The following is a 21,100-nucleotide window of genomic DNA, read 5'->3' as shown; positions in this document are numbered from 1 at the left end:
CGGCACCGCGTGGCACGGTGTGTGCGTGCCCTCGGATGCCTCCTATACTGGCCGGCCTTCACACCGGCGAGGAGCTTCCGATGAGCGTCATGAAAGAGTTCCGCGAGTTCGCGGTCAAGGGCAATGTGGTCGACCTGGCCGTCGGCGTGATCATCGGGGCGGCCTTCGGCAAGATCGTCGACTCGCTGGTCGCGGACATCATCATGCCCATCGTCGGCCTCGTGTTCGGCAAGCTCGACTTCTCCAATCTCTACGTCGTGCTGGGGACCGTTCCGGCCGGCGTGGCGAACAACCTGGCCGACCTGAAGAAGGCCGGCGTGGCTGTGCTGGCCTACGGCAACTTCATCACCATCGCGGTCAACTTCATCATCCTGGCCTTCATCATCTTCATGATGGTCAAGCAGGTGAACAAGCTGCGCAAAAAGGAAGAAGCCGCGCCCGCCGTGGCCGCACCGCCGGAAGACATCGCGCTGCTGCGCGAGATCCGCGACAGCCTCAAGCGCCCCTGAGTGCCGCCGGCGCGAGCGATCGCGCCATGCGGATCGCCTCGATCAGGCTCGATGCGTCGGCGCGTCCGGTGCCGGCGATGTCGAAGGCGGTGCCATGGTCCGGGCTGGTGCGCACCAGCGGCAGCCCGAGCGTGACGTTCACGCCCTTCTCCACACCCAGATACTTGACCGGGATCAAACCCTGGTCGTGGTACATCGCGATCACGACGTCGAATTCCCCCGGCTTCGCGGGTGTGGCGCGGGCCCGCATGAACACCGTGTCGGGCGCATAGGGACCGTGCGCGTCGATGCCCTCGGCCCGCGCGGCGGCGATCGCCGGCGCGATGATCTCGCGCTCTTCCGAGCCGAACAGCCCGCCCTCGCCCGCATGGGGGTTCAAGCCGGCCACGCCGATGCGCGGCGGGCGGCCCAACGCGGCACTCAGCGCGCGATGCGCGATGCGGATCGTCGCCAGCACGCCGTCGAAGTGCACCGCCTCGATCGCGTTGCGCAGCGACATGTGGATGCTGACGAGCACGGTGCGCATCTCGTCGTTGGCCAGCATCATCCGCACGGGCACTTCGGCCACCGGGCGGCGGAGGTGCGCCGCGGCCTCGGCCTGCAGCAGTTCCGTGTGACCGGGGTAGCTGAAACCTGCGGCGGCCAACGATTCCTTGTGCAGCGGCGCGGTGACGATCGCCGACACCTGCCCGGCGAGCGCCGCGCGGGCCGCCCACACCACGCAGTCGCCGGCCGCCTTGCCGGCCGCGGCACCGACCTGCCCCATCGCCACGCCCTGGGGCGGCGCGATGGCCTGGAGCACGGGCAGGCAGTTCGGGGGCAAGTGCGCCACCTCGTCGGGACGGTCGATCAACGCCAGCGGAATCGATACACCCGCCGGGTCACTCAGCAGCCGTTGCGCGGCGCGCAACGTGCCCACGTCGCCGACGACGAAGCAGCCACGGGTCAGCGCGGGCGAATCTCGGAAGGCCTTCACGACGATCTCCGGGCCGATGCCGGCCGGGTCGCCCATCGTGACCGCGATGGGCAAGCCGTATGTGTCTGGCGATGGGCTCATGCCGGGTTGTCGATGTCGATGAACTCGTGCTTCAGTCCGAGTTGCGCGGCGACATGCGCCGCCACCGCCGGCGCGCCGTAGCGCTCGGTGGCATGGTGGCCGCACGCGAGAAAGGCCACGCCCAGTTCGCGCGCGTAGTGCGCCTGCGGCTCAGACAGCTCGCCGGTGATGAAGGCGTCGGCGCCCGCCGCGATCGCGGCCTCGAAGTAGCCCTGGGCGCCGCCGGTGCACCACGCCACCGTCCGGATCGGTCGGCGTGCGCCCTCGACGAGCGTGACGTGGCGGCCGAGCACCCCTTGCACATGCGCGGCCAGCGCTGCCGCATCGGCGAACACGTCGCCATCGTCGCGGCCACCGATGAAGCCCAGGCTCTGCTCCCCGAAACGGCCCGCCGCGCCGGTGTTCGCGACCAGGCCGAGCTGCAGTCCGAGCTGCGCGTTGTTGCCGAGCTCCGGGTGCGCGTCGAGCGGCAGGTGGTAGGCAAAGAGGTTCACGTCGTCGCCCAGCAGCAGGCCCAGGCGCTGACGCATCCAGCCGGTGACCCGGCCGTCCTGGCCACGCCAGAACAGGCCGTGGTGGACGAAGATCGCATCGGCCTCCGCGTGGATCGCGGCCTCGATCAGAGCGCGGCTGGCGGTCACGCCCGAGACGATCTTGCGCACCGTGGTGCGGCCTTCGACCTGCAGCCCGTTCGGACCGTAGTCCTTGAAGCGCTCGGGCGCCAGCAGCAGGTCGAACGCGTGGAGAAGTTCGTGGCGGGTGGTCGTCATCCCGCCATTGTTACGCCTTCGGCGCCGCCCGCATCGGGTAACCGCGCGAAGCCATCGGCAGCAACGCCAGCACCAGGCCGAGCACCGCCAGCGCGGCCACGTAATGCGCAGGCGCCATCGGGTCCTTCTGCAGCCACAGGGTGAGGATGACCGGCGTCAGGCCGCCGAAGATCGCATACGACATGTTGTAGGCGAAGGACAGCCCTGAAAAGCGGACCGGTGCCGGGAACGCGCGCACGCTGGCGATCGGCACCGTGGCGATCGTGCCCACGAAGAAGCCGACCAGCCCGTAGTGCCACACCAGCGAGGCCGGGGTGCCGGGCAGGCTCGTGTAGAACAGGTACGAGGTGGCCAGCAGGCCGCCCCAGCCGATCAGCATCACGGCGCGGGTGCCGATGCGGTCTGTCGCCCAGCCGACCACGATGCAGCCGATCGTCAGCGTCAGGGTCGCCAGCGCATTGGCCTGCAGCGCGAGCGCGGCGGGCACGTGGTGCACCTTCTGCAGGTAGGTCGGCGTGTACAGCACCACCACCACGATGGCGGCCGACAGCACCCAGGTCAGCAGGCCGACGAAGACGATGGCGCCGCGGTGTTCGCGCAGGATGGTCTTGACCGGCAGTTCGCGCGCGACGCTGCGGCGGTCGGCCAGCTCCTGGAACACCGGCGTCTCGTGAAGAAAACGCCGCAGGTACACCGACACCAGGCCGAAGACACCGCCCAGGATGAACGGAATGCGCCAGGCGAAGTCGTGGACTTCGGCTGGTGCGTAGTGCGTGTTGATGGCCACGGCCACCAGCGAGCCCAGCAGGATGCCGCCGGTGATGCCCGCAGTGAGCGTGCCCACCGCGAAGCCGTAGCGCCGGGCCGGTACGTGCTCGGCCACGAAAACCCAGGCGCCGGGCATCTCGCCGCCGATGGCCGCCCCCTGCAGCACGCGCATGGCCAGCAGCAGCAGCGGCGCCGCCACGCCGATGCTGGCGTAGGTCGGCAGCAGGCCGATCACCAGCGTCGGCGCCGCCATCAGGAAGATCGACAGCGTGAACATGCGCTTGCGGCCGAGGATGTCGCCGAAATGCGCGATGACGATGCCCCCGAGTGGCCGCGCCAGGTAGCCCGCGGCGAAGATGCCGAAGGTCTGCAGCTGGCGCAGCCAGTCGGGCATGTCGACGGGGAAGAACAACGCGCCCAGCACGGTCGCGAAGAACACGTAGATGACGAAGTCGTAGAACTCGAGCGTGCCGCCGAGGGCGGAGAGGGAGAGCGTCTTGTAGTCGCGCGCATTCAGCGTGCGGCCGGGTGCATCCGCGGACGCGGCGTGTTCGGCAAGGGCAGGGGCAGTCATGGGCAGTCAGGAATGGAAGCGGGCGGCATGGCATCGCCGCGGCAATCCATGGAACGGAGGCCGCAGGCGGATCGGACGGTGGTGCGAAGCGGCCGCCGCCGCGGGTCGTGCGGGGCCGCGCCTGGAGCGCCCGGTAGGGCGTCTGGCTGCAAGGCGCACGATTTTAAGGGTTTTCCCTCAACCAGGCCGCCGCCAGCCCCGCACGGAGCCGGTCCCGGCGCCCGCTGACGGCGCCACGAAGTGCCTTTGAGGGACAATCGAGCGCCCTCGCCGCCACACCGCCGTGCGCGCACTTCCTCCTCTTTCCGATCGCTCCATGAAACGCACCTGGCTGCTGTTTGCCCAAGCCGTGACCGTCCTGCTGGCGGCCTACTTCGTCGTCGCCACGCTCAAACCCGAGTGGTTGAACCGCCGCACCTCGCTGGCCGGGGTCGTCCCGGTGATCGAAGCCCCGGGCAGCACCGCACCGGCATCGCCAGCGCCCGGCAGCCTCAGCAGCGCCGCCAAGAAGGCGGCACCGGCGGTCGTGAGCATCAACACCAGCAAGGCGGCGCAGCGCCATCCCCGCAGCAACGACCCGTGGTTCCGCTTCTTCTTCGGCGACCAGGGTGACAGCCAGCCGCAGGTCGGCCTGGGCAGCGGCGTGATCGTCAGCACCGAGGGCTACATCCTCACCAACAACCATGTGGTCGAGGGCGCCGACGAGATCGAGGTGACGCTCAACGACAGCCGGCATGCGCGCGGCAAGGTGATCGGCACCGACCCGGACACCGACCTCGCCGTGCTGAAGATCGAGCTCGACAAGCTGCCGGCCATCGTGCTGGGCAACTCCGATTCGCTGCAGGTCGGTGACCAGGTGCTCGCCATCGGCAACCCCTTCGGCGTCGGCCAGACGGTGACCAGCGGCATCGTCTCGGCGCTGGGCCGCAACCAGCTGGGCATCAACACCTTCGAGAACTTCATCCAGACCGATGCGGCCATCAACCCGGGCAACTCGGGCGGTGCGCTGGTCGACGTCAACGGCAACCTCGAGGGCATCAACACCGCGATCTATTCGCGCTCGGGCGGCAGCATGGGCATCGGCTTCGCGATTCCCGTCTCGATCGCCAAGCAGGTGCTGGGCGACATCGTGAAGGAAGGCAAGGTCACGCGCGGCTGGATCGGCGTCGAGCCGAACGACCTGTCGCCCGAACTGGCCGAAACCTTCGGCGTGAAAGCCAATGCGGGCGTCATCATCACCGGTGTGTTGCAGGCCGGCCCGGCGGCCAAGGCCGGCATCCGGCCGGGCGACGTGATCACCAGTGTCGACGACAAGAAGGTGGACAACGTGCAGGAACTGCTGACCGCCGTGGCCGGCCTGAAGCCGGGCAGCGAATCGCGCTTCGCGCTGCAGCGCGGCACCGACAAGATGGAACTGAACGTGGTCCCGGGACTGCGGCCCAAGACGCCCCTGCGCCGCAACCCGACCGACCCCGAGTGATGCGCGGCGGCACCGCCGCGTGCCGCTTTATCGCATCATCGAATGCGCATCAGGGCTGCGCGGAGTCGGCGCCCTCTTCCGCTGGCGCGGCGCTGTGCTTCACGAAGTAGCGCGCGGCGATGATCCCCACCTCGTAGAGCAGGCACATCGGAATGGCCAGCGCCAGTTGCGACACCACGTCGGGCGGCGTGAGCACGGCGGCCACCACGAAGGACAGCACGATGAAATAGCCGCGGAAGCTGCGCAGCTTCTCGACCGTGACCAGTTCGAAGCGGACCAGCAGCATCACGACGATCGGCACCTGGAAGGCGCAGCCGAAGGCGATGTAGAGCGACAGGATGGCTTCCACGTACGACGAAATGTCCGGTGTGGCGTTCACGCTCGGCGGCGTGAACTTCTGGATAAAGCCGAACATTTTGTCGAGCACGAAGAACTGCACGAAGGCGATGCCGGCGTAGGCCAGCAGGCTGCCGAACAGGATCAGCGGCAACGCGAACTTCTTTTCGTGGCTGTAGAGCCCCGGCGCCACGAACATCCAGATCTGGTACATGAGCCAGGGCAGCGCCAGCAGCACCGCCGTCATGCCCAGCACCTTCAGCGGCACGAAGAAGGGCGAGAACACCCCGACAGCGATGAGCTTGGCACCGTCGGGCATATGGGCACGAATCGGCATCGCGATCAGGTCGATCAGCCCGGCCGGGCCCGGCCAGAAGGCCAGCAGCGCGGCCGCCACGGCCAGCCCGTAGACGCAGTAGAGCAGGCGGTCGCGCAGCTCGATCAGGTGCGCGACGAAGGGCTGCTCGGTGCCGGCCAGTTCGTCTTCTTTGTTCTTGTCGGTGGAATCGGCCATGGGGGACGCTGCGGGCAGGAAATCGGAGGCGCACTGCGCGCGGCCGGGTTCGGCGTGGCGGCTAGTTGATCTTGTGGGGACGGAAGCGGGCGACACGCGCCGCGCCGGAAAGCGCCTTGGTACGCACGCCGTTGCGCGACTTGTACCACTGCGGCGTGGCGCCCTGCTTCAGGCGCCAGTTCTTGCGGGGGTGCTTGTACTCGGGGTACGACGGCGCATCGGGCTCGGCCAGGGCCGACAGCGTCTGGCCGCTCTCGGAGAACTGCTTCTCGAAGTCGCTGGCGCCCGTATGAATGCTCTGCTCGACATCGCGTGCGGCTTCCTGCACGGTGTCCTTCATCTTGCGCAGTTCGTCGAGGTCCATCGACCGGTTGACTTCGGCCTTCACGTCGTTGACGTAGCGCTGCGCCTTGCCCAGCAGCATGCCGACCGTGCGGGCGACGCGCGGCAGCTTCTCCGGGCCGATGACGATCAGCGCCACAGCGCCGATCATGGCGAGCTTCGAAATGCCGAGGTCGATCACGCGGGTCGGCTCAGGACTTCTGACGCGCTTCGACGTCGATGGTCGACTTGTCGGCGGCCGGTGTGCCGGTCACGTGTTGCGTGGGGGCGACCGGCGTGTCGGTGGTCGAGCCGTCCTTCATGCCGTCCTTGAAGCCCTTCACGGCGCCGCCCAGGTCGGAGCCCATGTTGCGCAGCTTCTTGGTGCCGAAGATCATGACCACGACGAGCAGCACGATCAGCCAGTGCCAGATAGAAAAAGAACCCATGGATGACTCCTGAAGAATGTGAAGAATTTTAGACCGGGCTGAATATCAGCCCTTGATCCAAGGGCGGGGGCCGCCCATGACGTGAACATGGAGATGGTGCACTTCCTGGCCGCCCTCGGCACCGGTGTTGACCACCACGCGGTAGCCGCCGTCCGGGTAGGGCCGGCAGCCGTTCTCAAGCGCGAGCTTCGGGGCCAGCGTCATGATCTTGCCCATCAGGCTGGCATCGTCGGGTGTCAACTGCGCCATCGAGGCGATGTGCCGCTTGGGCACCAGCATGAAATGGACCGGCGCCCAGGGCGCGATGTCGTGGAAACCGAAAACGTCCTCGTCCTCGTAGACCTTCTTCGACGGGATCTTCCCTTCGATGATCTTGCAGAAGATGCAATTCGGATCAGACGACATCGGCAGGCTCCATCGGACGGCTGGCGTTCATGCGCACCATGCCCTTGACGATGCGGTAGAGGAACCACAGCGAGATCAGGCCCCAGGCGATCCAGCCCGGCACCAGGAACAGCAGCCACAGCCACGAGGTCAGCACGTACAGGATGCCGGCCCACAGCACCGAACGGATGCGCCAGCTGAAGTGCGACTTCTGCCAGGTGCCGCGCGCGTCGTCGCGTTTGACCAGGTCGATCACCAGCGCGATCAGCAGCAGCACGACCGACGCCTGCGCGCCCGGCAGCACCGCGCCGACCGCGACGATCAGGTGCAGGATGTAGCTGACCCAGCCCCAGGTTCGGAGCGATTCGTCGGGTTCGGCGTTGACGATCTCATTGGCCATGGCGTTCTTTCAGTCGTTGGAGGCGTCGCGGGCCTGCGCCTTGCGCAAGGCTTTTTCTTCGATGCCGCTGGTGCCCGCGCGGCGCTCCAGTTCGTCGATGACCTCGCGCGGCGTGAGGCCGTAATGCGCGAGCGCCACCATGCTGTGGAACCACAGGTCGGCCACTTCGTTCACTATTTTCTGGCGGTCGCCGCCGTGGTCGGCGTCCTTGGCCGCCATCACGACCTCGGTCGCCTCCTCGCCGATCTTCTTCAGAAAGGCGTCGGGGCCCTTGTGCAGCAGGCGTGCGACATAGCTCTTCTCGGGGTCGCCGCCGCGCGCGGGCAGGCGGCTTTCGATCGTGGCAGCCAGGCGGGCGAGCGCGTCAGTGGTCATCGGTTCCATTATTTGTAGATCGTCTCCGGGTCTTTCAGGACCGGCTCGACCGCGGTCCATCGGCCATTCTCGTACCGGCTGAAGAAACAGCTGTGACGGCCGGTGTGGCAGGCGATGCCGGGCTCGTGGCCGAGCTGCGTCACCTTCAGCAGCACGACGTCGTTGTCGCAGTCCAGGCGGATTTCGTGCACCGTTTGCACGTGGCCGGATTCCTCGCCCTTGAACCACAGCTTGTTGCGCGAGCGGCTGAAGTACACGGCGCGGCCCAACTCGGCGGTCTTCGCCAGGGCCTCGCGGTTCATCCAGGCGAACATCAGCACGTCGTTGCTACCCTGCTCCTGCGCGATGACCGGCACCAGGCCGTTCGCATCCCATTTCACGTCGTTGAGCCAATCCATCGGCGGATTGTCGCAAACAGTCAGCACTGACACACTCAGCAGGCTCAAAGACGCACCGGAATACCGCGCGCCGCCATCTGCGCCTTCGCCTCGCCCACGGTGAACTCGCCGTAGTGAAAGATGCTGGCCGCCAGCACCGCGTCGGCCCCGCCGATCTGGATGCCGTCCGACAGGTGGTCGAGCGCGCCGACGCCGCCCGAGGCGATCACCGGCACACTGACCGCGTCGCTCACCGCGCGGGTCAGCGCCAGGTCGAAGCCGCTCTTGGTGCCGTCGCGGTCCATGCTGGTCAGCAGGATTTCCCCGGCGCCACGGCGCGCCATCTCGGCGGCCCACTGCACCGCGTCGAGCCCGGTGTTCTTGCGGCCGCCGTGGCTGTACACGTCCCAGCCCGGGCCGCGCGTGGCGGCGTCTTCAGGGGTGCGGCGCTTGGCGTCGATGGCGACCACGATGCACTGCGCGCCGTATTTCTGCGACGCGTCCTCGATCACCTGCGGATTGGCGATGGCCGCCGAATTGAAGCTGGTCTTGTCGGCGCCGGCATTGAGCAGTCGGCGCACGTCGTCGACCGTGCGCACGCCGCCGCCCACGGTCAGCGGGATGAAGACCTGCGAAGCCACCGCTTCGATGATCGGCAGGATCAGGTCGCGACCGTCGCTGGTGGCGGTGATGTCGAGAAAGGTCAGTTCGTCGGCGCCCTGCGCGTTGTAGCGCGCGGCGATCTCGACCGGGTCGCCCGCGTCGCGCAGTTCGACGAAGTTGACGCCCTTCACGACGCGGCCGCCGGTCACGTCGAGGCAGGGAATGATGCGTTTGGCGAGCATGGAATCGGTTTCTGAAGAAGAGAAGAATCAGCGCACGCTGAGTTGTTGCCAGCCCTGCCATGCGGCACCGGGCGGGAGCAGCACGGCGTCGTCGATGCGCGCCGCCTCGACGCACAGCATGTGGCGCCATCCGTCGTTCGGCAGGTCGGACAATTTGGCCGCGAGCACGGGGCCCGGGTTCCACACCACCGTCTCGGTGCAGCTCGCGCTCTGCGCGATCTCGACCGTGCCGCGGGGCTGGACGAGACGAAGCGGCGTCGCAGGCGCGGCATAGACGCTGTCGAACTCCTCGCCGAAACGCAGCGCCTCGGCGGTCTCGGCATGGCGCAGGTCGCGCACCGCATCCCAGCGGGCGGCACCCTGCAGGCCTTCCAGGCGCGTATCGGCGATCTCGTCGACACGCAGGTAGGTGTGCAGCGCCGCGGTGAAAGACCAGGGGGCGGCGCCGGTGTTCGCCACGTCGAGCGTGGTACGCAGGCCTTGCAACGTGAGAGCGACCGTCAAGGTGGCGCGAAAGCCGTGCGGCCAGAGCGCACGGGTCGCTTCGCTGTCTGTCAGCACCAGGCGCACGTCGCCCGGCGCGGCCGCGTCTTGCGGCTCGACCCGCCATGCCATGGTCCGCGCGAAGCCATGCTTGGCCAGCGGGCCGCGCTGATTGAACTGCGGCCAGCACACCGGCACGCCGCCACGGATGGCGGCCTGGCCGTCGAAGACCGCGTCCGGGCTGAGGTAGAGGCGCTCCACGCCGTCGGCCGTGGTCCAGCCAAGCACATGGGCACCGTGCAACGCGATGGTGCAGGTGCTGCCCTCGGGGAGGGTCAGGCGCACCGCGGGCTGGCCGCGGACGTCGAGGGTTTGCAAGGGCATGGCGCGATTCTAGATTTAGCCCGGTCATCGCACGGCCCGGTGCACCGGACGGTCTGCAACTTGCAAGGAGCTCGCACCACCAAGGAGCCACCATGTCGCGCCCGCCCGTTCTCCGCCTTTCCGGCCTGATCGCCCCCTTCTTCGCCCTCTTCGTCGCCACCACGGCCGCCGCCCAGCCGGCCACCACGCTGAAGATCGCGACTGAATACCCCGCCACGTCGATGCCGGGTCTCGGCGTGTCGACCTTCGCCGAGAAGGTCGCGCAGAAGACCGGCGGGCGCGTGGTCTTCGAACCCAGCTTCGATGCGTCGGCGGGCTTCAAGTCCGGCGACATGGTCGACGCCGTCCAGGCCCGGAAGATCGACGCGGCCGACGCGTTTGCCGGCGGCATCGCCAACCGCTACCCACTGTTCGCCGTATCGTCGCTCCCCTTCCTGGCCGACTCGCTGCCGCGGGCCGAGGCGCTGCTGAAGGCCGCGCGCCCGGCCTACGAGCGCTTCCTGCAGGCGCACGGCCAGAAGCTGCTCTACACGACGCCCTGGCCGGCGTCGGGCCTCTGGTCGAAGAAGCCCGTCGGCTCGCTCGATGCGCTGCGGGCGCTGCGCATCCGCACCTACGACGACATCTCGCAGTCGACGATGACGGCGGCCGGCGCGCAGGCCTTCAACATCTCGTTCGCCGATGCCATGCCGCGCATCGCGGCGGGCGATGTCGACGCCGTGCTGTCGTCCGGCGACGGCGGCGCCGGCCAAAAGCTCTGGCAGTACCTGCCGGCTTTCGCGGAAATCAACTACGCCATGCCGATCTCGATCGCGACGATCAATCTGGCCGCGTACCAGGGACTCGACGCTGCCGGAAAAATGGCCGTCGACCAGGCCGGCGCGGAGACAGAAGCGGCGCAGTGGCAACGCATCCGCAGCCGGCTCGACGAGAACTACAAGACCATGCGCAGCAACGGCGTCGCGATCGACACGCGGGTCGCGCCCGACGTGATGCGCGGGCTGAAGGCAGCGTCGGCCGGCGCGGTGACGCAGTGGCAGGCGAAAGTGGGCGCGGACGCCGACGAGATCCTGAAGCGGCTGGGCAGCGACTGAGGCGGCCCCTGCCGCGTTCAGCCAAGGGCGAGTTCGTCGGCGCGGGCCTGCGCCGCGGCGAAGTCGAGGTCGCCGGAGTAGATGGCGCGGCCGCAGATGACGCCTTCGACGCCTTCGGATTCGACCGCGCAGAGCTGGTCGATGTCGGCCATGTTCGACAGGCCGCCCGAGGCGATGACCGGAATGGTCAGCGCCTGCGCCAGCTTCACCGTGGCATCGATGTTGATGCCCGACAACATGCCGTCGCGGCCGATGTCGGTGTAGATGATCGACTCGACGCCGTAGTCCTCGAACTTCTTGCCGAGGTCGGCGACTTCGTGGCCGGTGAGCTTGCTCCAGCCATCGGTGGCGACCTTGCCGTCCTTGGCGTCGAGGCCCACGATGATGTGGCCGCCGAAGGCGACGCAGGCGTCCTTCAGGAAGCCGGGGTTCTTCACCGCGGCGGTGCCGATGATCACGTAGCGCAGGCCGTCGTCGATGTAGCGCTCGATGGTGTCGAGGTCGCGGATGCCCCCGCCCAGCTGCACCGGGATCTCGTCGCCCACCTCACGCAGGATCGCCTTGATCGCGGCGTGGTTCTGGGGCTTGCCGGCGAAGGCACCGTTCAGGTCGACCAGATGCAGCCGGCGTGCGCCCGCCTCGACCCACTTGCGCGCCATGGCGGCCGGGTCTTCGCTGAAGATGGTCGATTGGTCCATGTCGCCTTGTTTGAGGCGAACGCAGTGGCCGTCTTTGAGGTCAATGGCGGGAATCAGCAGCATGGCAGGGCGAGCCGGAAGGCTCAGGGGTTCCAGTGGAGGAAGTTGCGGTAGAGCTGCAGACCGTGGTCGGCGCTCTTTTCGGGGTGAAACTGGGTGGCGAAAATATTATCGCGCGCAATGGCGGCCGTGAACGGCGCGCCGTAGTCGGCTTCGCCGACACTGTGCTTCGGATCGACCGGCCGGGCGAAGAAACTGTGGACGAAATAGAAATACGCCTCGTCCGGCACGCCGGCCCACACCGGGTGCGGCTGCGCCTGGCGCACCTGGTTCCAGCCCATCTGTGGCACCTTGTAGCGGCTGCCGTCGGGCTGGGTACGGCCCGCCAGGTCGAACTTGATGACCGCACCGGGAATGAGGCCGAGGCCGTTCGTCGGCCCCTCTTCGCTGGTCGACAGCAGCATCTGCATGCCCACGCAGACGCCGAAGAGCGGCTTGCTGGCAGCCGCTTCGAGCACCGAGGCCTGCAAGCCGGAATCGCGCAACTCGCGCATGCAGTCGGGCATGGCGCCCTGCCCTGGCAGTACCACGCGGGTGGCCTTGCGCACCACCTCGGGGTCGGACGTGACGAAGACTTCCACGCCGACCTGGTCGGCGGCGTGCTGCACGGCCTGGGACACGGAGCGCAGGTTGCCCATGCCGTAGTCGACGACGGCGACGGTGTTCTTCATTTCAAATCTGCATCCGGCCATGAAGCCAGAGCCGCCTCCTCCAGGGACACCGCGGAACTGGCTTTGCCAGGCCGCTGGTGTCGCCCCCTCGAGGGGGAGGCGCCGAAGGCGCTTCGGGGGTGTTTCAAAGGGAGCCTTTGGTCGAAGGAATGACACCGGCCGAACGAGGGTCCAACTCCAGCGCGCCGCGCAGCGCACGCGCGAAGGCCTTGAACACCGTCTCGCACTGGTGATGCGCATTGACGCCCTTGAGGTTGTCGATGTGCAGCGTCACGCCGGCGTGGTTCACGAAGCCCTGGAAGAATTCGTAGGTCAGCTGGCTGTCGAAGCCGCCGATCATGCCGCTGGTGAAGGGCACGTGCATCACCAAGCCCGGGCGGCCGGAAAAGTCGATGACGACGCGGCTGAGCGCCTCGTCGAGCGGCACGTAGGCGTGGCCGTAGCGGCGGATGCCCTTCTTGTCGCCGACGGCCTTCGCGACCGCCTGGCCGAGCGTGATGCCCACGTCTTCCACCGTGTGGTGGCCGTCGATGTGCAGGTCGCCCTGGCAGTCGATGTCGAGGTCAATCAGCCCGTGGCGGGCGATCTGGTCGAGCATGTGGTCGAAGAAGCCGATGCCCGTCGACAGCTTCGCGCGGCCGGTGCCGTCGAGGTTCACCGACACGCTGATCTTCGTTTCGGCGGTGTTGCGCGTGACGGAGGCTGTGCGGTCGCCGGCTGCGACGACGGCCTCGGGTACCGTGGGGGTGTTCATAGGGAGGATTCGAGCGCCGCGAGCATCCGCGCGTTGTCGTCGGCGGTCCCGACGGTCAGGCGCAGGCAGTTCGCCAGCAAGGGGTGCATTTTAGAAACGTTCTTGACCAGAACCCCGCGTGCCTTCATGCCCTCGAAGGTTTTTGTCGCGTCGGGCACCCGGACCAGCACCATGTTGGCCTCGCTGGGCCATTGCTGCAGGCCCGGCAGCTTCGCCAGGCCCGCGACCAGGCGCGCGCGCTGCGCGCGCAGGTCGGCCGCCTGGGCGGCGAACACGTTGGCGTGCTCCAGGGCGAAGAGCGCGCACTCGCAGTTGAGCACACTGATGTTGTAGGGCGGGCGCACCTTGTCGATCTCGGCGATCAGCGCCTGCGGGCCCATCAGGTAACCCAGCCGCACGCCGGCCAGGCCGAACTTGCTCAGCGTGCGCATCAACAGCACATGGCCGTGGCGCGCCACGCGGTCGATGTAGCTGCGGGCGGCAAAGGGCTGGTAGGCCTCGTCGATGATCACCAGGCCGCCCTGGGCGCCCTGCGCTTCGACGATCCGCTCGATGGTCGCGTCGTCCCACAGGTTGGCCGTGGGATTGTTCGGGTACGCGAGGTAGACGATGGCCGGCTTCTCGGCCGTGATCGCCGCCAGCATGGCCGGGCCATCCAGTTCGAAATCGGCCGTGAGCGGCACGCCGACGAAGTTCACGCCCTGCAGCTGGGCGGTGATGGCGTACATCACGAAGCCCGGCACCGGCGCCACGATGGTCGCGCCCGGGAGGTCGCAGGCCACGGTGACCAGCGAGATCAGCTCGTCGGAGCCATTGCCGAGCATCAGCGAGAAACCGGCGGGCATCTGCGCGTAGTCGGCCAGCGCGCGCTTCAGATCGTCGCCGCGTGCGCCCGGGTAGCGGTTGAGCGCCAGCCCGCCCAGACGTACGCCTAACTCGGCCTGCAGTGCCGGCGGCAGGCCGTGCGGGTTCTCCATGGCGTCGAGCTTGAGGAGGCCGGTCGCGTCCTGCACCGCATAGGCGTGCATGGACTGGACGTCGGCGCGGATGCGCTGGAGGGCGGCAGGAGTGGTCGAAGCGGTCATGGGGTCTCAGTGGGTGCAGCGGTAGCTGCTGCGCAGCGCCGACGACAGCACGAGCTGCACCGGCATGTCGGCCTCGTAGCTGTCGGCGTTGCGCGAGAGTTCGGACTGGTAGAGCGATCGGGCCATCGCCGGCTCGATCTTGCGGCCTTCGATGCAGAAGGGCGGCTTCTGGCCGGCGCGCTGGGCGGCATCGCTCGCCTCGCGCAGGCCTTCCATCACGCCGACCAGGTAGTAGTTGGCGTAGAGCTTGCCGTCCTTCTCGTTGGCCTCGAGCGTGCGCAGCTCGCGAATGCTCATGGCGTGGGCGCTGGCGCCCAGGGCGAGAAAGGCCAGCAGGACGGTGCGTGCGAACACGGCCATCGCGCGGTGCCTCAGTCCGCCCGCTCGGCCTTCAGCCGCATCCGGGCGGCCTCGGCGTGCGCCGGCAGGCCCTCGCCTTCGGCCAGCGTGACCGCGATGCGGCCCAGCGTCTGTGCGCCCTGCTCGCTCACCTCGATCAGGCTCGATCGCTTCTGGAAGTCGTAGACGCCCAGCGGGCTCGAGAAGCGCGCGGTGCCACTGGTCGGCAGCACGTGGTTCGGGCCGGCGCAGTAGTCGCCCAGGCTTTCGCTCGTGTACGCACCGAGGAAGATCGCGCCGGCATGCTTGAGCAGCGGCTCCCAGCGGTGCGGATCGCGGCTGCTCACTTCGAGGTGCTCGGGCGCGATGCGGTTGCTGATGGCGCAGGCTTCTTCCATGTCGCGCGTGTGGATCAGCGCGCCGCGGCCGTTGAGCGAGGCCGCGATGATCTCGGCGCGCGGCATGGTCGGCAGCAGGCGATCGATCTCGGCCTGCACCCGGTCGATGTAGGCCGCGTCGGGGCACAGCAGGATGCTCTGCGCCAACTCGTCGTGCTCGGCCTGGCTGAACAGGTCCATCGCCACCCAGTCGGGCGGCGTGCTGCCGTCGGCCAGCACCAGGATCTCGCTCGGGCCGGCGATCATGTCGATGCCGACCGTGCCGAAGACGCGGCGCTTGGCAGCTGCCACGTAGGCGTTGCCGGGGCCGGTGATCTTGTCGACGGCTGGCACCGTCGCCGTGCCGTAGGCCAGCGCGGCCACGGCCTGCGCGCCGCCGATGGTGAAGGCGCGGCTGACGCCGGCGACGTGCGCGGCGGCCAGCACCAGCGGGTTCTTCTCGCCGCCCGGCGTGGGCACGACCATGATGATCTCGCCGACGCCGGCGACATGCGCGGGAATCGCGTTCATCAGCACGCTCGACGGGTAGGCCGCCTTGCCGCCCGGCACGTAGATGCCGACGCGGTCGAGCGGCGTGACTTTCTGGCCGAGCAGCGTGCCGTCTTCATCGCGGTACTGCCAGCTCTCGCCGCTCGCCTTCTTCTGGGCCTCGTGGTAGCTGCGCACGCGGCGCGCGGCGGCTTCGAGCGCCTCGCGCTGCACGGCGGGCAGCGACTCGAAGGCCGCGCGCAGCTCGTCGGCCGTGAGTTCCAGCGCGGTCATGTCGGCCACGTCGAGGCGGTCGAAGCGCTTGGTGTACTCGAGTACCGCCGCGTCGCCGCGCTGCTGCACGTCGGCCAGGATCTCCGCCACACGCTGCTCGATGGCCGCGTCCGCCTCCGCCGACCAATGCAGCCGCGTCTTGAACGCCGTTTCGAAATCGGCCGAGGCGGTGGACAGGCGAAGGGGGGCGGCGGACAGGGTCATGACTTTCAGTCTTGCGGAATGGCCGACGCGAAGGCGTCGAGGATGCGGCGGATCGGCGCCTGCTTGAGCTTGAGCGCGGCCTGATTGACCACCAGGCGGGCGCTGATGTCCATGATGCGTTCGACCTCGACCAGGTGGTTCGCACGCAGCGTGTTGCCGGTCGACACCAGGTCGACGATGGCGTCGGCCAGGCCCGTGAGCGGCGCGAGTTCCATGCTGCCGTAGAGCTTGATCAGGTCGACGTGCACGCCCTTGCTGGCGAAGAAGTCGCGCGCCAGGCCCACGTACTTGGTCGCCACGCGCAGGCGCGAGCCCTGCTTGACGGCCGAGGCGTAGTCGTAGTCGGCGCGCACCGCCACGCTCAGGCGGCAGGCGGCGATCTTCAGGTCGAGCGGCTGGTACAGGCCCTGGTTGCCGTGTTCGAGCAGCACGTCGAGCCCGGTCACACCAATGTCGGCGCCGCCGTACTGCACGTAGGTCGGCACGTCGGACGCACGCACCAGCACCACGCGCACGTCGGGCTGCGTGGTCGCGAGGATCAGCTTGCGCGATTTCTCCGGGTCTTCGGTGACCTCGATGCCGGCGGCGGCCAGCATCGGCAGGGTCTCGTCGAAGATGCGGCCCTTCGAGAGTGCGAGCGTGATCACGACGCGGCTCCCGTCACGCGTTCGATGTCGGCGCCCAGGCCGCGCAGCTTGGCTTCCATGCGGTCGTAGCCGCGGTCGAGGTGGTAGATGCGGTCGACCATCGTCTCGCCGTCGGCCACCAGGCCGGCGATCACCAGGCTGGCGGACGCGCGCAGGTCGGTCGCCATCACGGTCGCGCCCGACAGGGCGGTGCCGCCCTCCACCACCGCCACCTTGCCGTCGACGTGGATGGTCGCGCCGAGCCGCACCAGCTCGTTCACGTGCATGAAGCGGTTCTCGAAGATCGTCTCGGTCACCGCCGCCGTGCCCTGCGCCACGCAGTTGAGCGCCATGAACTGCGCCTGCATATCGGTTGGGAAGCCGGGGTACTCGGTGGTGCGAAAGGCCTGCGCCTTCAACGTGGCGCCGCCGGCGGAGGCGATGCGCACGCCGCCCTCGACCGGCTTCACGTCGCAACCGGCCTCGCGCAGCTTGTCGATCACGGCGTCGAGGTGGTCAGCACGTGCGTGGCGCAGGAAGACCTCGCCGCCGGCGGCGGCCACGGCGCACAGGAAGGTGCCGGCCTCGATGCGGTCGGCCACCACGGCGTGCTCGCAGCCGTGCAATTTCTCGACGCCCTGGATGCGGATGTGGCTGGTGCCATGGCCCGTGATCTTCGCGCCCATCTTGATGAGCATCTCGGCCAGGTCGACGATCTCGGGCTCCTGCGCGGCGTTCTCGAGCAGCGTCTCGCCCTCGGCCAGCGCGGCGGCCATCAGGAAGTTCTCGGTGCCGGTGACCGTCACCATGTCGGTCAGGATGCGCGCGCCCTGGAGCCGCGTGCGGCCGGCCGGCAGCCTGGCGAGCATGTAGCCGTGCTCGACCACGATCTCGGCGCCCATCGCCTGCAGCCCCTTGATGTGCTGGTCAACCGGGCGCGAACCGATCGCGCAGCCGCCCGGCAGCGACACCTTGGCATGGCCGAAGCGCGCCAGCAGCGGGCCGAGCGCGAGCACCGATGCGCGCATGGTCTTGACCAGCTCGTAGGGGGCCTCGGGGTTGTTGAGCGCACCCGCGTCGAGACGCACCGTGCCGTTGTCGTCGCGCTCGGCGCTCACGCCCATGTTGCGCACCAGCTTGAGCATGGTGGACACGTCCTGCAGGCGCGGCACGTTGTGCAGCGTCACCGGCTGGTCGGTCAGCAGCGCGGCGCAGAGCTCGGGCAGCGCGGCGTTCTTGGCGCCGGAAACGAGTACCTCGCCGCCGAGCGTGCGCCCGCCGCGAATGAGAAGTTTGTCCATGAGAAATCCAGCAGGAAGGTCTAGCGCGGGCTCAGCGCGGTGCCGAGGCCCATTCGGCGGGCGTGTACGTCTTCATCGACAGCGCATGCACCTCGTCGGTGTGCATTTTCGCACCGAGCGTCTTGTAGACCCGCTGGTGCCGCTGGATGGCGCGCAGGCCGTCGAATTCGGCCGAGACGATGGTGGCGTACCAATGGCGCCCATCGCCCTCGAGCGCGATGTGTTCGCAGGGCAGTCCGGCTTCGATGATGGCTTGGAGTTGGTCGGCGGTCATGGGGTCAGCCTCGGATCTTGTAACCGATGCGAAGCAGGTGCACGGCCACGGCGCTGACGACCAGCCAGGCTCCGCCCACGATGCCGAAGCTGAGCCAGGGCGAGGTGTCGCTGATGCCGAAGAAGCCGTAGCGGAAGCCGTCGATCATGTAGAAGAAGGGGTTCAGGTGGCTCACCGCCTGCCAGAACGGCGGCAGCGAGCCGATCGAATAGAACACGCCCGACAGGAAGGTCATGGGCATGATCAGGAAGTTCTGGAACATCGCCATCTGGTCGAACTTCTCGGCCCACAGGCCGGCGATCAGCCCCAGCGTGCCGAGCATCGCGGCGCCCAGAAAGGCGAACACCAGGATCCACAGCGGCGCGGCGAAGTCCGGCATCGCGAAGAAGATCGTCACCACGAACACGCCGAGGCCCACGGCCAGCCCGCGGATGATCGACGAGCCGACATAGGCCAGGAACCAGCCCCAGTGCGACAGCGGCGTGAGCAGCACGAAGACCAGGCTGCCCATGATCTTGCTCTGGATGATCGAGGACGAGCTGTTGGCGAAGGCGTTCTGCAGCACGCTCATCATCACCAGGCCGGGGATGAGGAAGGCGGTGTAGCCGACGGTGCCGTAGACCTTCACATGGTCTTCCAGCACGTGGCCGAAGACCATGAGGTACAGCACGGCGGTCAGGATCGGCGCGCCGACGGTCTGGAAGCCCACCTTCCAGAAGCGCAGCGTTTCCTTGTACAGCAGCGTGCGCCAGCCGGTGGTAGCGATCATCGCGCGACCTCCAGCGGCGTCTGCTCGCCCGCCATCAGGTCGATGAACACGTCTTCCAGGTCGGCCTTGCGCATCTCGACGTCTTCCACCGCCACGCCGGCTTGCCGCAGGGCACCGAGCAATTGCTCGACCTCGTGCGCGTTCTGCGCGGGCAGCTGCACGATGCGCCCGGTGATGCGCGCATGCTGCGCGATCGCCCACGGCAGGTCGGCATCGGTCTTGAAGCGCAGCACGTTGCTGGCCGCGGACTTCAACAATTCGCTGGTGCGGTCGAGCGCGATCACGCGGCCTTGCTTGAGCATCGCGATGCGGTTGCACAGGGCTTCCGCTTCCTCGAGGTAGTGGGTGGTCAGCAGCACGGTGCTGCCCTGCTTGTTGAGCTTGGCGACGAACTGCCACAGCGTCTGGCGCAGTTCGACGTCGACGCCGGCCGTGGGCTCGTCGAGCACGATCACCGGCGGCTTGTGCACCAGCGCCTGCGCCACCAGAACCCGGCGCTTCATGCCCCCCGACAGCTGCCGCAGGTTGGCGTTGGCCTTGTCGGTCAAGCCCAGGCTGTGCAGCAGTTCGTCGATCCAGGCGTCGTTCTTCTTGATGCCGAAGTAGCCGGACTGAATGCGCAGCGACTCGCGCACGTTGAAGAAGGGGTCGAACACCAGTTCCTGCGGCACGATGCCCAGGTGGCGCCGGGCCTCGGCGTAGTCGCGCTGCACATCGAAGCCGTGCACGCTGACGGTGCCCGAGGTCGGCCGGGACAGTCCGGCGAGCATGCTGATGAGCGTGGTCTTGCCCGCGCCGTTCGGCCCGAGCAGGCCGAAGAATTCGCCCTCTTCGATCTGGAAACTCACGTCATCGACGGCGCGCAGACCCGGCTTGCCGAGGGCGCGTTGTTGACGGGAGGCGGGATAGGTCTTGCAGACCGACTGGAAGGAGATCGCGGGCATGGGAGCCCGAGATTCTAGGCCGGCTGCACTTTTCTAGGGCGCGGCGGGCAAAAGGCCCGCGATACCGTAGAGCGAAGCCAGTTCGCGCAGACGCGGCGACAGGCCCTTGACCGCAAAGCTGCGGCCCAGCGCGCTCGCCTCGCGGCGGCATTCCAGCAGCACCGCCAGCGCCGAGGAATCGAAACGCTCGAGCGCGCTGGCATCGACCACGGCGCTGGAGCCTTCTTGGCCCGCCAAGCCCTGCTGCAGCATCCGCATGCAGGCGGGGGCTTCGTCGTGCGTCAACTTGGGCGGGAGGACCAGCATCGGACTCAGCTCTTGTTGTTGCTCTTGTTGCGCGCCGCCAAGGCCGAGATCAGCCCGTCGATGCCCTGGCTGTTGATCTGCTGCGCGAATTGCGTGCGGTAGGTGTCGACCAGCCACACGCCCAGCACATTGAGGTTGTAGACCTTCCAGCCACTGCCATCGCCCGGCGTCTTCTCGAGGCGGTAGTCGAGTTGCACCGGGTCGCCGCCACCGCGGATCTCGGTGCGCACGAGCACATCCTTGTCGTCCGGCGAACCACGGAACGGACGGACGCTGACGGTCTGATTGCTGACCTGGTCGAGCGCGCCGGCGTAGGTGCGCACCAGCAGGGTCTTGAACTCGTCCTGCAGCCGCTTCTGCTGTTCTGGCGTGGCCTGGCGCCAGGCCGGGCCGACGGCCGAAGCGGTCATGCGCTGGAAGTTGACGTTGGGCATGATCTTGCTGTCGACCAGGACCATGATCTTGTCGATGTCGCCGGCCTTGATCGACTTGTCAGCCTTGATCGTGTTCAGCACATCGCCGGAGATGCGCTGAACCAGGGCGTCGGGCGCCTCGTCGGCAGCCCGTGCGGGGGAAACGAAGAAGGCCGCCGCACTGAACAGCAGGGCGCTGGCGAGGGCCAGCCGGCCGATGTGGCGGCGTTGCACGGTAGCGGTGGAGTTCATGGTCAAAACAGTTTCCTCGGATCAGATCGAAAAGACGAAGCCTCGAAGCTCACGTCCGTTGGAAGGGCGAAGCGTGCCCGGGTTCCTGGCCCAGGGCGAGCGCTTGCAACCGGATGCAAGCACA

At 67.9% G+C, this 21,100-nt stretch carries 28 protein-coding genes; 3 read left to right on the top strand and 25 right to left on the bottom strand.

All coding sequences use genetic code 11. The features are described 5' to 3' along the window. The first annotated feature begins 80 nt into the window (after positions 1–80). A complete protein-coding gene (gene mscL, locus ACSFA2_RS01305) occupies positions 81–509 on the top strand; it encodes a large conductance mechanosensitive channel protein MscL (RefSeq protein ID WP_435453509.1) in 429 nt (142 codons plus the stop codon). Here the strand turns inward: mscL and pdxA are convergent. From pdxA to ACSFA2_RS01290, 3 genes are read right to left on the bottom strand one after another with little or no spacing between them, the layout of a single operon-like run. Then, positions 496–1,566 carry a 4-hydroxythreonine-4-phosphate dehydrogenase PdxA gene (gene pdxA / locus ACSFA2_RS01300; RefSeq protein ID WP_435453508.1) on the bottom strand — a complete coding sequence of 357 codons (1,071 nt, stop codon included), beginning with the start codon at positions 1,564–1,566 and terminating at the stop codon, positions 496–498. The two genes, mscL and pdxA, sit on opposite strands and share 14 nt — an antisense overlap. Next, positions 1,563–2,336, bottom strand: a complete 774-nt coding sequence (locus ACSFA2_RS01295; RefSeq protein ID WP_435453507.1) for a Nif3-like dinuclear metal center hexameric protein — start codon at positions 2,334–2,336, stop codon at positions 1,563–1,565. The genes pdxA and ACSFA2_RS01295 overlap by 4 nt, the downstream gene beginning before the upstream one ends. A gap of 10 nt (positions 2,337–2,346) precedes the next feature. Next, on the bottom strand, positions 2,347–3,678 hold the full coding sequence (locus ACSFA2_RS01290) for an MFS transporter (RefSeq protein WP_435453506.1): 1,332 nt from the start codon (positions 3,676–3,678) through the stop codon (positions 2,347–2,349). A gap of 316 nt (positions 3,679–3,994) precedes the next feature. Between ACSFA2_RS01290 and ACSFA2_RS01285 the strand changes: the two genes are divergently transcribed. After that, on the top strand, positions 3,995–5,158 hold the full coding sequence (locus ACSFA2_RS01285) for a S1C family serine protease (protein ID WP_435453505.1): 1,164 nt from the start codon (positions 3,995–3,997) through the stop codon (positions 5,156–5,158). Positions 5,159–5,207: 49 nt separating this feature from the next. Here the strand turns inward: ACSFA2_RS01285 and tatC are convergent, their stop codons facing one another. The 9 genes from tatC to ACSFA2_RS01240 form a co-directional block, all read right to left on the bottom strand. Beyond that, the gene (gene tatC, locus ACSFA2_RS01280) at positions 5,208–6,008 is read right to left on the bottom strand and encodes a twin-arginine translocase subunit TatC (RefSeq protein WP_435453504.1); all 801 of its coding nucleotides are present in this window, start codon (positions 6,006–6,008) and stop codon (positions 5,208–5,210) included. A 61-nt stretch (positions 6,009–6,069) separates the two neighbouring features. After that, entirely contained in the window at positions 6,070–6,531 is a 462-nt protein-coding gene (gene tatB / locus ACSFA2_RS01275) for a Sec-independent protein translocase protein TatB (protein ID WP_286644438.1), read from the bottom strand. 10 nt (positions 6,532–6,541) lie between these two features. Then, positions 6,542–6,778 carry a Sec-independent protein translocase subunit TatA gene (gene tatA / locus ACSFA2_RS01270; protein ID WP_435453503.1) on the bottom strand — a complete coding sequence of 79 codons (237 nt, stop codon included), beginning with the start codon at positions 6,776–6,778 and terminating at the stop codon, positions 6,542–6,544. 45 nt (positions 6,779–6,823) lie between these two features. After that, the gene (locus tag ACSFA2_RS01265) at positions 6,824–7,183 is read right to left on the bottom strand and encodes a histidine triad nucleotide-binding protein (protein WP_435453502.1); all 360 of its coding nucleotides are present in this window, start codon (positions 7,181–7,183) and stop codon (positions 6,824–6,826) included. Next, positions 7,173–7,562 carry a DUF4870 family protein gene (locus ACSFA2_RS01260; protein ID WP_435453501.1) on the bottom strand — a complete coding sequence of 130 codons (390 nt, stop codon included), beginning with the start codon at positions 7,560–7,562 and terminating at the stop codon, positions 7,173–7,175. The genes ACSFA2_RS01265 and ACSFA2_RS01260 overlap by 11 nt, the downstream gene beginning before the upstream one ends. Positions 7,563–7,571: 9 nt before the next feature. Next, positions 7,572–7,946: a phosphoribosyl-ATP diphosphatase gene (locus ACSFA2_RS01255; RefSeq protein ID WP_435453500.1), complete on the bottom strand. Its 375-nt coding sequence runs from the start codon at positions 7,944–7,946 to the stop codon at positions 7,572–7,574. After that, positions 7,946–8,335, bottom strand: coding sequence for a phosphoribosyl-AMP cyclohydrolase (gene hisI / locus ACSFA2_RS01250; RefSeq protein ID WP_435453499.1), 390 nt, complete (start codon positions 8,333–8,335; stop codon positions 7,946–7,948). Before hisI ends, ACSFA2_RS01255 begins: the two co-directional genes overlap by 1 nt. A gap of 44 nt (positions 8,336–8,379) precedes the next feature. Continuing rightward, a complete protein-coding gene (hisF, locus tag ACSFA2_RS01245) occupies positions 8,380–9,159 on the bottom strand; it encodes an imidazole glycerol phosphate synthase subunit HisF (RefSeq protein WP_435453498.1) in 780 nt (259 codons plus the stop codon). Positions 9,160–9,186: 27 nt separating this feature from the next. Continuing rightward, complete coding sequence (locus ACSFA2_RS01240) at positions 9,187–10,026, bottom strand: D-hexose-6-phosphate mutarotase (RefSeq protein WP_435453497.1); 840 nt, start codon at positions 10,024–10,026, stop codon at positions 9,187–9,189. A gap of 92 nt (positions 10,027–10,118) precedes the next feature. Between ACSFA2_RS01240 and ACSFA2_RS01235 the strand changes: the two genes are divergently transcribed. After that, a complete protein-coding gene (locus ACSFA2_RS01235) occupies positions 10,119–11,120 on the top strand; it encodes a TRAP transporter substrate-binding protein (RefSeq protein ID WP_435453496.1) in 1,002 nt (333 codons plus the stop codon). 17 nt (positions 11,121–11,137) lie between these two features. On the opposite strand, the gene hisA is transcribed toward ACSFA2_RS01235, so the two are convergent. The 13 genes from hisA to ACSFA2_RS01170 all read right to left on the bottom strand — a co-directional run bounded on the left by hisA (position 11,138) and on the right by ACSFA2_RS01170 (position 20,976). Beyond that, a complete protein-coding gene (gene hisA, locus ACSFA2_RS01230) occupies positions 11,138–11,881 on the bottom strand; it encodes a 1-(5-phosphoribosyl)-5-[(5-phosphoribosylamino)methylideneamino]imidazole-4-carboxamide isomerase (RefSeq protein ID WP_435453495.1) in 744 nt (247 codons plus the stop codon). Positions 11,882–11,901: 20 nt separating this feature from the next. Beyond that, a complete protein-coding gene (hisH, locus tag ACSFA2_RS01225) occupies positions 11,902–12,549 on the bottom strand; it encodes an imidazole glycerol phosphate synthase subunit HisH (protein WP_435453494.1) in 648 nt (215 codons plus the stop codon). Positions 12,550–12,673: 124 nt separating this feature from the next. Continuing rightward, on the bottom strand, positions 12,674–13,303 hold the full coding sequence (gene hisB / locus ACSFA2_RS01220; protein WP_435453493.1) for an imidazoleglycerol-phosphate dehydratase HisB: 630 nt from the start codon (positions 13,301–13,303) through the stop codon (positions 12,674–12,676). After that, positions 13,300–14,388, bottom strand: coding sequence for a histidinol-phosphate transaminase (hisC, locus tag ACSFA2_RS01215; RefSeq protein ID WP_435453492.1), 1,089 nt, complete (start codon positions 14,386–14,388; stop codon positions 13,300–13,302). Before hisC ends, hisB begins: the two co-directional genes overlap by 4 nt. 6 nt (positions 14,389–14,394) lie before the next feature. Next, positions 14,395–14,748 carry a hypothetical protein gene (locus ACSFA2_RS01210; protein ID WP_435453491.1) on the bottom strand — a complete coding sequence of 118 codons (354 nt, stop codon included), beginning with the start codon at positions 14,746–14,748 and terminating at the stop codon, positions 14,395–14,397. Between the two features lie 11 nt (positions 14,749–14,759). Further along, positions 14,760–16,091 carry a histidinol dehydrogenase gene (gene hisD / locus ACSFA2_RS01205; protein ID WP_435453490.1) on the bottom strand — a complete coding sequence of 444 codons (1,332 nt, stop codon included), beginning with the start codon at positions 16,089–16,091 and terminating at the stop codon, positions 14,760–14,762. 5 nt (positions 16,092–16,096) lie between these two features. Then, the gene (gene hisG / locus ACSFA2_RS01200; protein WP_435451137.1) at positions 16,097–16,738 is read right to left on the bottom strand and encodes an ATP phosphoribosyltransferase; all 642 of its coding nucleotides are present in this window, start codon (positions 16,736–16,738) and stop codon (positions 16,097–16,099) included. Further along, on the bottom strand, positions 16,735–18,018 hold the full coding sequence (gene murA, locus ACSFA2_RS01195; RefSeq protein ID WP_435453489.1) for a UDP-N-acetylglucosamine 1-carboxyvinyltransferase: 1,284 nt from the start codon (positions 18,016–18,018) through the stop codon (positions 16,735–16,737). Before murA ends, hisG begins: the two co-directional genes overlap by 4 nt. A 31-nt stretch (positions 18,019–18,049) precedes the next feature. Further along, entirely contained in the window at positions 18,050–18,292 is a 243-nt protein-coding gene (locus ACSFA2_RS01190) for a BolA family protein (protein WP_262074980.1), read from the bottom strand. 4 nt (positions 18,293–18,296) lie between these two features. Further along, complete coding sequence (locus tag ACSFA2_RS01185) at positions 18,297–19,061, bottom strand: ABC transporter permease (protein ID WP_435453488.1); 765 nt, start codon at positions 19,059–19,061, stop codon at positions 18,297–18,299. Beyond that, a complete protein-coding gene (locus ACSFA2_RS01180) occupies positions 19,058–20,005 on the bottom strand; it encodes an ABC transporter ATP-binding protein (protein WP_435453487.1) in 948 nt (315 codons plus the stop codon). The genes ACSFA2_RS01185 and ACSFA2_RS01180 overlap by 4 nt, the downstream gene beginning before the upstream one ends. A 33-nt stretch (positions 20,006–20,038) precedes the next feature. Next, on the bottom strand, positions 20,039–20,311 hold the full coding sequence (locus ACSFA2_RS01175) for an STAS domain-containing protein (RefSeq protein WP_286644421.1): 273 nt from the start codon (positions 20,309–20,311) through the stop codon (positions 20,039–20,041). 5 nt (positions 20,312–20,316) lie between these two features. Then, positions 20,317–20,976 (bottom strand): MlaC/ttg2D family ABC transporter substrate-binding protein, encoded by a 660-nt coding sequence (locus ACSFA2_RS01170; protein ID WP_435453486.1) that lies wholly within the window; start codon positions 20,974–20,976, stop codon positions 20,317–20,319. Between the last annotated feature and the right edge of the window lie 124 nt (positions 20,977–21,100).

This window comes from Variovorax cryoconiti, from assembly GCF_051216395.1.
GTDB lineage: Bacteria > Pseudomonadota > Gammaproteobacteria > Burkholderiales > Burkholderiaceae_C > Variovorax.
This window is presented reverse-complemented; position numbering and strand designations above follow the sequence as displayed.